This window comes from Psychroflexus sediminis, assembly GCF_900099815.1.
Taxonomy (GTDB): domain Bacteria; phylum Bacteroidota; class Bacteroidia; order Flavobacteriales; family Flavobacteriaceae; genus Psychroflexus; species Psychroflexus sediminis.
The window spans coordinates 168,533-181,445 of the sequence record NZ_FNCW01000003.1 but is presented as its reverse complement, the minus strand read 5'-3'; the positions used below and the strand labels follow the sequence as shown (position 1 = coordinate 181,445).

Annotated in this window: 10 protein-coding genes, 1 other RNA gene and 1 pseudogene; all 12 read right to left on the bottom strand. The window is 40.8% G+C overall.

Translation table 11 applies throughout. The annotated features are described in order from the left end of the window. Window positions 1–240: 240 nt before the first annotated feature. On the bottom strand, window positions 241–1,077 hold the full coding sequence (locus BLP81_RS03755) for a bacteriorhodopsin (protein WP_245686405.1): 837 nt from the start codon (window positions 1,075–1,077) through the stop codon (window positions 241–243). Between the two features lie 452 nt (window positions 1,078–1,529). After that, complete coding sequence (locus BLP81_RS03750; RefSeq protein ID WP_093365878.1) at window positions 1,530–2,651, bottom strand: coiled-coil domain-containing protein; 1,122 nt, start codon at window positions 2,649–2,651, stop codon at window positions 1,530–1,532. Window positions 2,652–2,740: 89 nt separating this feature from the next. Beyond that, entirely contained in the window at window positions 2,741–3,403 is a 663-nt protein-coding gene (locus tag BLP81_RS03745; protein WP_093365875.1) for a hypothetical protein, read from the bottom strand. Further along, a pseudogene (locus tag BLP81_RS03740) lies at window positions 3,390–3,863 on the bottom strand (RNA polymerase sigma factor); the annotation flags it as partial. The pseudogene BLP81_RS03740 and the gene BLP81_RS03745, both read right to left, overlap by 14 nt. Before the next feature lie 273 nt (window positions 3,864–4,136). Continuing rightward, an RNA gene (gene rnpB, locus BLP81_RS03735) (RNase P RNA component class A) lies at window positions 4,137–4,507 on the bottom strand. A gap of 643 nt (window positions 4,508–5,150) precedes the next feature. Continuing rightward, complete coding sequence (locus BLP81_RS03730) at window positions 5,151–5,498, bottom strand: type II toxin-antitoxin system PemK/MazF family toxin (RefSeq protein WP_093365872.1); 348 nt, start codon at window positions 5,496–5,498, stop codon at window positions 5,151–5,153. Continuing rightward, window positions 5,488–5,718 carry a hypothetical protein gene (locus BLP81_RS03725; protein WP_093365869.1) on the bottom strand — a complete coding sequence of 77 codons (231 nt, stop codon included), beginning with the start codon at window positions 5,716–5,718 and terminating at the stop codon, window positions 5,488–5,490. The genes BLP81_RS03730 and BLP81_RS03725 overlap by 11 nt, the downstream gene beginning before the upstream one ends. Before the next feature lie 155 nt (window positions 5,719–5,873). Beyond that, a complete protein-coding gene (locus BLP81_RS03720) occupies window positions 5,874–6,782 on the bottom strand; it encodes a glycerophosphodiester phosphodiesterase (protein WP_093365863.1) in 909 nt (302 codons plus the stop codon). Then, entirely contained in the window at window positions 6,782–7,735 is a 954-nt protein-coding gene (locus BLP81_RS03715) for an alpha/beta hydrolase (protein WP_093365859.1), read from the bottom strand. Before BLP81_RS03715 ends, BLP81_RS03720 begins: the two co-directional genes overlap by 1 nt. Before the next feature lie 26 nt (window positions 7,736–7,761). Continuing rightward, window positions 7,762–10,257, bottom strand: a complete 2,496-nt coding sequence (locus tag BLP81_RS03710) for a TonB-dependent receptor (RefSeq protein ID WP_093365855.1) — start codon at window positions 10,255–10,257, stop codon at window positions 7,762–7,764. Between the two features lie 138 nt (window positions 10,258–10,395). Further along, a complete protein-coding gene (locus BLP81_RS03705; RefSeq protein ID WP_093365851.1) occupies window positions 10,396–11,409 on the bottom strand; it encodes an endonuclease/exonuclease/phosphatase family protein in 1,014 nt (337 codons plus the stop codon). A 126-nt stretch (window positions 11,410–11,535) separates the two neighbouring features. Beyond that, a complete protein-coding gene (gene ald / locus BLP81_RS03700) occupies window positions 11,536–12,621 on the bottom strand; it encodes an alanine dehydrogenase (protein ID WP_093365848.1) in 1,086 nt (361 codons plus the stop codon). Window positions 12,622–12,913: the final 292 nt, after the last annotated feature.

Below are 12,913 nucleotides of genomic sequence, written 5' to 3'. Positions count from 1 at the left end.
TCGGAATGACATGCATCACTGTCATTCAGAAGGAGACTACAGTCGACTGATGAATCTCTACTATCGAAAAGCATTAAGGATTCGATATAAAAGATTCCCCTCCTTTGTCGGCAGGCAGGCCTGCCTTTGCCAAGGAAACGCAGGCAGGTTCCTGTCGTCGGAAAGACAAGGCAAGCCTAAAGCAAAAAAAGGTTCCGGCTGAATGCCGGAACCTTTTCAATCTTATAGGTTTAAGAGGGGTTAAGCCTCTTGCTTATACCCTTCAGCTTTACTTAAAACCATAGCTAAATTGGTTAGAAGCACACCGTAAATAACTTTAGAAGCTATATCTGCAACGGTAAAGGTCATTTGTCGTCCTACAACCCCGGCTTCATTAAAGAATCCACCTTCAATACCCAATAGATGTGGCATGAGATAAGCGCCTGGATATAAGAACCACGAGAAGAGGAACAATACCCAAATGCTCTGTAAAATCTTTTTGCCTTTATCAGGAATTCCTTCTTTACCTTCTTTGATCACCCTATACATAACAAATAAAATGTGGATGAAAAATGCGGTAGAAATAGCACCCCAGATAAAGAAAGCAGGAAGATTCGTCACTTCATAATATTGACCGATATAACCGGTAATAATCATTAAAGCCCCTGAAAACCAAAACTGATTTCTGATACTGCTAAATTTCGATTTGGTCAAACTGACCACAAATAAAATTTGGAAAAGTAACATCGGCACATCGATCAGCCAGTTGAGATAACGGTATCCGTTATTGAATAAATCTTCACCCGCACCTAAAAAGTAAAGGCCCCTTTCGGCGTCAAAAACAAAGCTGCTGGTCCAGTTGTTGGATTGCGCGTACAGCAGTAAAAATGCTGAAACCATAACCACAACCGATAAAACAGAGGATATTCTATACTTTGGTGCTACCGATTTGATGGTCAGTATAAAGTATAATAAGCCGGCCAGCATCACGGCATAGCCCAACGTCAAAACATGAGCAACCATCTGGTAAGCCATCTCACTGAACCCCTGGTATAAACCAATGTAATTCTCAAAATTCGCATTTCCTAATTCGTTCATAAGTGTTGTTTTATATGTTAGTGACCCTAAATTAAAAAAAAAAATCATTCAATACGTTAAATTTAAAATAGATTGTTCAACTTTTAAGATTTTTAAACATCGCCTGAAAAGCACAGCATTGAGGAGTAAGACCCACTTCTTCCATGGGTTTTACTGAATAAAAATTCAAATATGACATTTAAAAAAGTTTCGGTAAGGCTCTGCTTTCGGAACTATACGCTTCAACAAAAGGCTTAGGAATTGAGCGGAAAGCATACAAATCTTAAGAAACACGCAGGTCGGTAAAATGTAAAAAAAGCTCCTTAGAATGACAAGCAATGTCATTCTAAGGAGCTTTTTCATTGACTGAAGACTCTTTGATTATCGAGAGACAAAAGATTCCCTGCCTTTGCCAAGGAAACGCAGGCAGGCAAGCTCCTGTCGTCGAAATGACATCTGCCTCTGCAGTACCCTTACAAGTTCCACCTCACCCCCAGTTGAAAGTTATTCAAATCCCGGATATTGTCGGTAAAAATAGGATTGAGGTTATATTGAGCAAACACGGCAAAATCTTCCCAGCCGATATAGGTGCTTAACCCGTATAACAGGTTATTGGTATTGAAATCATCGCGCTGTTTAAGTTTTTCATCTCTTCTGCCATCGTCAAATTTGAGTTTTTGGGTGTTGAGTATATTAATTCCTGCAAAACCTCCAATTCCGATTTTGAAATCATGATCGCTAAAGCGTTTATTGCCGTTATCCAGAAGCCTGGTTTTAGAACTTCCAAACTGAAAATGAATTGGGATGATCAAATTGTCCATTCTGAACTTAGATTTCTCCAGATCAAAGGCATAGGTTTCCAGTTCGGTTTGCTCACCATTTTGGACAAAAATTTGGTTGTCTTTAGGCTTTAAGCCATTAAACTGAAGAGCAACTCCGTAGTTGATGCGCAGGAAATTGGTTTCCTTAAACACCCGAGTGCTCCATTCATAACCAATTTCAAAACTGCGACTCCCGCCAAACTTAAAGGGGGTATCGTCTAAACTTCCTCCCTCCAGCACGGCATTATTGAAAGAAATACCAATAGTTAAGTCAGAGTCTGTTCTTGGGGAATAAGGCAAATCTCTTTCTTTATAGTCTGTTGTCCTTTCAGATTCCTTTTTTGAGGATATTGTAAAAATATCGAATGTAAAGCTCGTCGGTTTTAACCCCAGCTCGTCAATTATGGACAGGTAAGACACATAATCTTCAAACTGTTCAAAACTGACTTCGCCATATTTTCTCTTTTGGAAAGCGGCCCAGTCATACACCAGGTCCTGTGCTTTCGAAATAGTAATGGCCGTGTTTTCAGCAGCTTCAAGCTTAAGGTCCTGAGCCTCTTCAGCAGTGAGTTCGCCGTTCTCCAGTTGGGTATTGATATCCTTAACTTTAGCTTTCAGCAGGCTTTTCTCCTCGGTTTCAATCCTGCTGAGGAGTGCCTGTAATTCCTGTTTTTCATCTTCGGCAAACGCCGAGAAATCTCGGTTTTGGGCAGTCAGTTGAGCACTGCATAAACTGACTAAAAGGGCTAAAAAGAGGGTGATTTTTATTGGCATGATGTTTTGTTTTTTTAAGGTTGAACATTGGATTAATACAACAGGTATGTCTATAAATTGGGCGCCAACATATCTGTATTAAATTATAACTACCTAGCCCCCAGGCTAGACTTTAATTCATTGAAATTCACTTCGATTAACTTCCAGATTTTATCCTTGAATGAGCCGTTAGTATCGGTATCCACCTCGGCCAAAAGGCTTTCTGCCGAGAGCTGATCGAAAATCTGTTTATCCCTCTTCGTGGATAAATCGGCTCTGGCCTGTGCTAATAAGGCATCCATTTCGCTTAAATTCTGCTGACGGAATCGCTCTTCTTCCAGCTCCTGCTCTACCTCAGCCAGTAAGGTTTTAGCTTTTAGATGCTTAGGTTTTAGGGTACTGCTGCTAATAGATTTAGGTGCTTCGATTCTTAGTTTTGATTTGGGAAACTGAACGAATGAAGCTTTTATCGCTTTAGGTTGAAGTTGAATGACAGATACGATAACTGGTCTTTCAGCTTTCATTTCCTGAGTTTGCTTTTCTTCTGAATTGACCACAGGTCCCTCATCTGTAGAAACAGAAAAATAAGCTGGAGAAAGTAAAACGAGGAGCCCGATAAACCCGGCGGCAATGCCGCTCCAAAGCCACAGGCCTTTCGTTTTACGTGTGCGGGAACTGGCTAATTCTCCCGTGATTTTCCCCCAGGCTTCCTCCGTTGGCTGGATTTCGCGCTGGTTGAATTTATGCTGTATGTCGTTTTTAAACTTGTCCATGAGCTGAGGCGCTTAAGGTTTCTAATTTTGTTTTGAGCAGTCGCCTGGCTTTAAACAGCTGCGACCTGGAAGTCGCTTCCGTAATACTGAGCGTTTCTGCAATGGCTTTATGCGAGTAGTCTTCGATCACATGCATGGTAAATACGAGCCTGTAGCCTTCCGGCAGTTCGTCGATAACCTCCTGCAGCTCCTCCACCGACCACTCGGTCAGGCCTGGCATCTGGACCCCTTCAAAGTGTTCTACCTCATCGGTAGAGAATTCGATGTTTTTTTGCTGTCTGATGAAATCAATCGCTGTGGTCACCATGATGCGGCGGACCCAGCCTTCAAAACTCCCCTTGTTTTCGAAGCGGTGCAGATTTTTAAAGACTTTCACAAAGCCGGTGGACATCACATCTTCGGCATGATAAAGGTCTGAAATGTAAAGCCTGCAGACCGAGAGCATTTTGGGAGCAAACTGTCGGTAAAGCCGGTATTGGGCCTTCTGGTTGTGGCGCTAGGCCTCCCGGATGTTTTGCTCGAGGTCTTTATGTAGCTTTATCAGTTTCACGTTACGAAGATGTGTCTATTAGTATAGACGATGGATAAGCCTTCAGCGTTGCCTGAAGCCTCCATTTTTTTTATAAAAATTTTTAATCGTCTTCCTCACCAGACATCCGCTTTCAGACAGGACGGGGGTTGAAGCAAATATCGTGACCTTTTAACATGTGTTGTACACAAAATCAAAAAAAGAAAAAAAAGCAGGTCTGTAAGCCGGATTCTGTTCCCGATAGGTATCGGGACCCTATCATTTATCTAGGATTTTTGTTGCCAAAAACCTCAATCTGTTTACCCTCCAAGATCGGGCGCACAACCCTCAAGCCTTGGTTTACATAACATTTCACCACATAGAGTTTACCGATTTCACTACAGCCGAACTGTACTTGCTTTCTGTTGCACTGGTCCTTCCCCGTCCCGATTGTCCCGATAGCTATCGGGATCGGGACGGGGCGACGGGCGTTACCCGCTATGTTGTGCTATGGTGTCCGGACTTTCCTCTCTCCCGTCCCGATCCCGATTGTTATCGGGATCGGGATTCGGGACAGCGATAGGGCGACCTGCGCTGCAAAAGTAAGTTTAATTATTGGAGTTTTGATGGAGAAAGTAAAGAGTAATAAGTAAAGAGTAAAAATAGAGAAAAGAACAAAGAGCATAGAATAAAGAGAAACAATAAACCAGCAACGAATAACTAATAACGAATCAGGAATCAGGAACCACGAGACAGGACAAGTGAGTAGTGAGTAGTGAGTAGTGAGTAGTGAGTAAAAATAGAGAAAAGAACAAGGAGTATAGAGAAACTTCCAATTAGCAACGAACAACTAATAACGAATCAGGAACCACGAACCACGAGGCAGGACTGACCGTACTGGCACGAGCAAGATGCCTGTCTGACGACAAAGGCAGGCTCGCGCTAGCAGTGAGACTAGTTGACTGGTTTAAACAGGACTATTTGATTACTTCAAATGCTCTAGCTAGAATAAAGAATCCCAAGGATTTATATGATTATAGCTTATGAAGCTAGAAATGAATACGACCCTATCAGGGTCGAATAGAACCAAGGTTTAATAACTATATCATCCCTTCAGGATGGATTAATCCAATAGTGAATCTCACCAAAGCTATTGGTTTCAATAGAAGAAAATCAATCACATGTTAGAGCGTTTGAACTGGTTGACTAATTGAATAATATACTGGCTGACTTGCTAATTTAGTCGATATCCGTTATGATTTTGATATTTTCTTTCACTACATTGGATAGTTCTTCAGGTAATAGACCTACACGTTTAAGGAGTCTTTTGTTATCAATCGCACGAATTTGATCCATCATAATATCACAAGGCTGATTTACGTTTGCAACTCCGTCTTTAACATGAACCCTCAATATTTCTGAACCTTTTTTGACATTGGTCGTTAAAGGGCATACCAAAGTTGACGGGTGAGATACTTTGTTGAGTAAATCGGTCTGAATAACCAAGACGGGCCGTGTCTTACCGGGTTCGGTTCCAATTTGAGGATTTAAATCTGCAATCCAAATTTCAAATTGCTTAATCTGCATCTTCGATTTTTTCAAATTCTTTAAGCACAGCCATAGAATCATCCTTAACAAGTTCTGACTCCTTCTTTAGTTTTTGTTCGATGATTTGCTTGCGTTGAAGTTTGTTATATAAATCTAGAGCCTCGTTAATGTAACGGTTACGTGGTTTTTTGATTTTACCAAGGATTTTTTCGGTTTCACCGAAAATTGAATCGTCTATTTTTAAAGATACGGTTTTCATATGCTTATTAATATCACAAATATATACTCTTTTGGTATATTATAAAAGTATATTAAAAGTTTAAATAATTATCTGTAGTTATTATACCAGTGAACTGGTCGACCAGTCTACCGGTTAACTAGTTAACTAACAACTCACAGACTCAATTCTATCCACTACTTCTTCATCCTCAGCTTCAATGCGCGGTCTGGATAGTCGGTGATAAGACCATCAACGCCGAATTTAAGAAGGGTCTTCATTTGTTCTGTCTCATTGACGGTCCATGGAATGACTTTCATTCCTAAGTCATGGGCTTCACTGACCAGCTTTTTAGTAACCAAAGGAAAATAGGGACTATAAATCTCAGGAACAAACCCTAAATCTACCAAGGCGGTTTCAAGGTCTGACTTATATACCAAAGCGGCGAGTTTTACCTCTGGATAGGACCTGTATAATTCCTGTAATATTCTGAAATCAAAGCTTTGTAGATTCACCCGTTTCAATTTGGTTTCTTTTTGAAGCACCTCCATCACGAGTTTAACAAAATCCGCTGGTTTTGGATGATAAATCCCATCGCCTTCGGGAAGGCTTTTCAATTCAATGTTGTACTTGATCTTCTTACCGTGATTTTTACTCAGGCTATCCGCCATGTTTAGGACTTCTTTGAGTAAAGGTTTGTAAGCCGATTCTAGTTCCTGCTCTGGAAACGCAGGGTTAAGCTTGCTGCCGCAGTCAAAGGCTTTGACTTCCTCATAAGTCAGTTGATAAATATTGAAGGCCTTTTCGTCATCTTTTTTGATGGCGTTACCATCGGAGTCTAGACAGATATCTGCATTCATCCAGGGCTCATGAGAGACGACTACCTGATTGTCTTTGGTAACAACCACATCGAGTTCAAGCGTGTTTACCCCAAGCTCCAAGGCTTTTTGAAAGGCCTGCAGTGTGTTTTCAGTTGCGAGTCCTCTGGCTCCACGATGCCCTTGAAGATCGAATGCATAGGTCGTAGATTTTGAGATTGCGGTCTCTTTTTGAGATTGAGCATGCAACGAGGGTAAGGTGAGTAAAAGCATAAATAGATAGTTCATTACTTTTTGATTTTTTCCTGAATAAAATTTTGAGAGGCTTCTAAAACTGATTCCCAATCCTGGGATCTCAATTCACTGGCGATGACATGATTCCCGGTTTCTGGAAAAGCTTGTTTCAGTTTTAGTTCTTCCGAAGTTCCTAATTGGTCGTACATTTCAAGCATAGCTGAAACAGAGACGACCTGATCTTGTTCTTCTTCGCTTTTATAGTAATACGCCATAAAAACAGGCGCTGTCACAGCATTAAAAGTATCAGGAGTCATGGTTTCTTTAAGCATACCGATGAGTGCAACGTAGGCATTGATATGGTATTCGGTTGACCAGTAGTTGGATTCTGGTTCGGAACGGTCCATTTTCTGAACTTCACCTCCAATCATAGATTTGAACATCTCCCGGCCTTGAGGAGTCGTAATCTGGCTCATCATGGGGTTTTTAAGTCCTACAAAAGGTGAATACAGGACCAATCCGGCGATATCTTCATATTTAGAAGCTAAATAAAGGCTCAAGGTGCCCCCTGTTGACGTGCTTATCAAAACCACTTTATCTCCAAGTAGTCTTCCGATTTCTAAAGCTTCTTCAGCGGATTGTAAATAGTTTTCTTTTGTCAGTTGCTCAAAGCCTTCCACTCCACTTCTGCCGTGTCCTTTGAGTCTGGCATAAAACACATTGGCTTCAAATTCTTCTGCCAATTTGGAAACCACTGGCTCTGCTTCCATTCGACTGGCACCAAATCCATGTAGGTATACAAAAACCAAGTCAGTAGGAGACTTTGTGTCATTAGCCCAGGAAATCATGGCGTTGTTGTCTTTTTTCAAATCTGAAACTTCAGCTTCCTGCTCCTGAATCCATTCGTCGATGGTTTCATTGGTATAGGTTGAAATAGCCTGAGCGGAAAGCTGTGGAGAAATCCACAGCATCCAACTCGAGACTACCAATTTTAAAATGCTTTTCATAAATATCCTTTAGGTTATAAAACTAGTTAAAATCTAATTGAAAATTGTGCTCCAAAAAATCTGGGCGGGCCAGCAATAAAAGTTGGAATTCCAAAGGCTCCACCAGTATTCCCAGCGTCGATAATAAATTCTTCATCCAGAGCATTGGTCATGAAAAACGTCAATTCTTTGGTATCATCCAACCTAAGCCCGGCTCTTAAATTTAATAATCCATAAGCCTCTTGCGAAATGTTAGGTAAATTGGTTTCTTCAAAGAAAACTTCAGATTTGAAAGAATACGTAGGCAGGAAAAAACCTTCTAACCGGTCAGATAAAGGAAAACCGATATTACCACCAAGCGAAAACGAATGTTCCGGGGTTAACCTAAAGCGGTTACCTGCCAAAGCCTGCTCGTTTCCGTCTTCATCAACATCATCGAATGTAGCATCTATGTAGCCGTAATTAGCAAAAAAGCTTATATCCTTACTCACAGCATATTGGAAGGAAGTTTCAAATCCATAGGATGTTGCACTCCCACTATCGTTTGGAATGATTACCAAACCATCAACAGAATCCAGTCTTGCTATAGTTGTTTGGAAGTTTTGATAATCGTAGTAAAAGGCATTCGCATCAAACTGTAATCTGTTTTTCAGAAATAGGGATTTAAAACCTACTTCGTAAGACCATACGGTTTCATCAGATAACACATCGACGTTAGATGCAGTTACATTGATGACATTGGGTCTTCGCCCTCTGGCGATATTTCCAAAGACGGAAATTTCGTCGTTGAAATCATAATCCAAAGCAAAACGCCCTACAGCAGAGGTGAAATTTTCACTAGCGCTTCGTCTCCCATTCGTTGGTGCAAAAAGGTTATTGGGGAATGAGCCTAAAAAATTACCAAGTAAGCCAGGTTGATCCGCATTTTCAACCTCTAGCCCTGCGTTGATGTTTTCCCAGGTGGCTCTTAAACCAAGAGTTGCGGTCAATTTAGTGGTGATATCGTAAGATCCATCAACAAATATATCTCCGGAATAGTTTTTACCAAAGTTTGTTGACCTCTCCTTATTAAATTCTAAAAGAGGGGCTCCCGCTAATGGTCCAAAAGCAGGGTTGTTGGGAATAGTTGGTAAAAACTGAGGAACACCATTCACCACTAAGTTTTCAATATTCAGTAATAAAAGCGCATAACTCTGCTCATTGGTTTCAAAAGGAATCGACTGCGAACCATCTTCCGCAAAGAAATTAACTCCGAAGAAACCTCTGAACTTGTCTTGAGTATCGAAATTAAACCTCAACTCCTGACTGAATTGCTTCCCTTCAGATTGCTCTCTGAAAAATAACACGGGAGCAGCTGTACCATCTGCATCAAAAGCCTCATCCGAATCAAATTGACGATAAGCCGTAATCGATGTAAGATCCCAGTTTTCATTAAAATCATGTTTCAGAATTCCAGTGATTCCCCACACCTCTCTGTCCAGTCCCAAGGCTTCACCCCGTTCGAGGTCTGCGAATGTATTTGGGTTTGTAGTCCCTCCGCGTGGAGCAAAAGTTCCACTTTTAAAGGAAGTTCCCGGTGGAGTATCGCTTTGCCATTTAGCAATGACATCTAATGTTGTACGTTCTCCCATGAGGTATTTTAAAGAAGTTCTAAAGGCCAGGGTTTCTTTTCCATTGAGGTTTCCACCAGATAGATTGTCTATAAAGCCATCCCGTGCATTATATATTCCTGCAAATCTCACAAAGAGTTTATCTTCAATAACTGGTGTATTGACATGGCCAGTGATAATACGCTGATTATAATTTCCATAGGCCGCTTTAAAAAAGCCTGATTTTTCATTTCTGGCTTTATTCTGAATCAGATGTATGGCACCAATTTGAGCGCCACGACCAAACAGAGTACCCTGAGGTCCTTTTAAAACTTCAACACGTTCCATATCGTAAAGTTCAACCACAGAGCCTCTGGATTTACTAATAGAAACACCATCCTGAAAGACAGAAACTCGTGGCTCTACTCGCGAATCTCCACTATCTGATGTAATTCCACGAATCACAATACCAGGGTTGTTTACGCTCTGTATTTGAATCTGAAGTCCGGGTACAAATTCTGAGAGCGCATCGTATTCAAAGGTATTGGTGCTCTCTAAAAATTTACCACCATAAGATGTTATTGCTATAGGTACCTCCTTGTTCATTTGCTCCCGCTTCTGAGCGGAAACCATAATGCCATCCAGCATATAATTAGCTTCATTAAGCGTGACATCCAGCTGCATATCTCCAGAAACTTCGATAAGCTTTTCAATAGTTTCAAAACCCAAATACGTCACCTTCAAAGTGTAGCTGCCTTCTGGAATAGTATTGAGTTGATATTCACCCTTAGAATTGGTCACCGTCCCTTTATTGAGTTCAGGAATCATAACATTTGCACCGGAAATCAAATTTCTTCCAGCATCTCTTACTTCTCCTGAAATAGAATACGATTGTGAAAAACTAGTTAAGCTAACTAAACCTAGCAGCACTGTTAAAAAATAAATCTTTCTCATTGTTGTTTTTTTTCCAAAAGTAACCGCAGAAAACCGAGGTAACTTTAAGAGAAAAGCATCAAAACATTAACAGAATGAAGAAAAGGGTTAAAGAGGTGTTAAGCAACTTACATAAAGACTTGTTTAATTGACACGCCATTAACGTAGAGATAAATTCCCATTAACACCTTTCAACTGAAATCGCATCATCACTGGCAAATGATCTGAAAGTAAGTTGGTGTTCGAAATGGTTTTTGCGTCAATCATTTCAATAAAATCTGAGGAATAAAAGATGTAGTCAATTTTCACTTTGGGGGTTTCGGCGCTAAACGTATAATTATCATCTCCAAAATCTGTCACCTGACTTGTTGAGATGGCATGTCCAAAATTGGGTTGTTTATAAAATTTCTGCATCAGTGAAGCTTCCATAGGCAGTAAAGATTCATTAAAATCACCAAGCAATATGGCTGGTCCTTTAGCAACAAGGGCTTTAAATGTATCGAAAACATGCTCTAAATGAATAGCTCTGGTTTTTTCACTAAACGCTTCAAGATGAATGTTCATAATAGTTAAGTCTGTGCCATCAATCGAAATTTTTGATGTCTGAATCAGTCTGTCCAGATAAAAGTCATTGTAATAAAAAGGCCGATCCACAGGTTTCTCTAAAATCTCAACAGTATTGGATAGTATAGGATATCGACTTACCAGAGCCTGACCAGATTGGATTTTTCCGAACTGAAGATGGACTGGCCAGTAAGGAAAGGGAACATAGTTTTTATCCCAGTTTATGGCTTTAGCAGCAAAATTGTAGTTCCCTTTTTTCTGAATTAATTCAAGTTGATTTACTTCAAAACTTCTGGAACTTCCAAAATCAATTTCCTGCAAGGCCAGAATCTCTATTGAATTTTCATCTAAAAGCTGGAGTAATCTATTGGCATTAGCATCGAAGAGCGCTTTTGTTCTTTCCACAGCTTTGTTGTTGGTCATGCCGGATAAATAACCAATATTGAACGTAATGATGGATAAGGTGTCCTTTTCTAAAGCTTCTGAAGTTGAATTGTTATAAATCGCGTATCTATCTGTGTCTGTATTAAATTCACCAGAAGAAGCCCAGATATAAAATCCAAGAAAAGCAATAACGATCAGAACGAGGCTTACAACTATTTTTTTCATGACAGAAATTTTTGTTTAAAGCACTCAAATTTGGATGTATCTCAGGTTAAATCTATATCATGAAATAATTATCTTAATCAGATATGAGATGTCAGAATTGAGATATTAGAATTGGACGTGTTCACTTTACACCAGGTCGGCTTTTAAAATCTCCTTACACATGATTTTGCCTTCCTCCAAGCTCAATCCCTTAGCCAAGGCTGGATTGGAGGCACAGGCTTCTTTCCATCCCTTATTTGCGATTTCCATAATATACGGGAAGGTCACGTTGGTCAGGGCTAAAGTGGAGGTGTAAGGCACTGCTCCGGGCATGTTGGTGACGCAGTAATGCACCACATCGTCTACGATATAGGTTGGGTTTTCGTGAGTGGTTGGTCGGGTGGTTTCAAAACATCCGCCCTGGTCAACAGCCACATCGACCATCACCGTGCCAGGCTGCATGTCCTTCAGCATGTCTTTGGTGATCAGTTTAGGCGCTTTGGCACCGGCTATCAGCACGGCCCCAATAATCAAGTCGGCGGTCTTGATGTGTTTCCTGATGTTGTATTCATTCGAAAAGGCGGTGACCACATGACTGGGCATGATATCGTTGACATACCTAAGTCTTTTCATGCTGATATCGAAAATAATGACGTGGGCACCGAGACCTGCAGCCATCTTGGCCGCCTGTATCCCCACCACGCCTGCGCCCAGCACCAGCACCTTTCCCGGGGTCACCCCGGGAACACCCCCTAAAAGGATGCCTTTGCCACGGATGGGCTTTTCGAGGTATTTGGCGCCCTGCTGAGTGGCCATACGACCGGCAACTTCAGACATGGGAGTGAGTAAAGGTAAACTTCCGTCTTCGTCCTGTACCGTTTCGTAGGCGATACAGATGGCTTTGGAGTCTATCATAGCCTGAGTGAGTGTCTGACTGGACGCAAAATGAAAATAAGTAAAAATGATCTGACCTTTTTTAACCAGGCTGTATTCCTTTTCGATAGGCTCTTTAACTTTGACAATCATTTCAGCCTTCTCATAAACCGACTCCAGGTCAGGTAAAATGTCCGCCCCGGCTTCCCTGTAATCCTGATCCGTAAAACCGCTGGCCAGGCCGGCCTGGGTCTGAACGTAAATCTGATGCCTGCTTTTGGAAAGTTCAAATGCACCTGCGGGGGTGATGGACACCCGACTTTCATTGTTTTTGATTTCAATTGGTACGCCTATTTTCATAATACTATGTTTTTATTTACTTACCCCCTATTTATGTATAGGTAAATATATAATTAATGTGTTTATAAATAGAAAACCCCCTTATTTTTAATTCGATTTGAATTATTATATTAAAATTTGAATGGATTAGGAAACAGGAAACACCACAGGTGAGTAGTGAGTAGTGAGTAGAAATAATTATTTTTTGAATATAGAATCTGGAAAAAGAGAAAAGAGCAAAGAGAAAAGACAAACGATGAACCAATTTCGATGCAGGAGACAGGACAATTAAGTAAAGAGTAACAAGTAACAA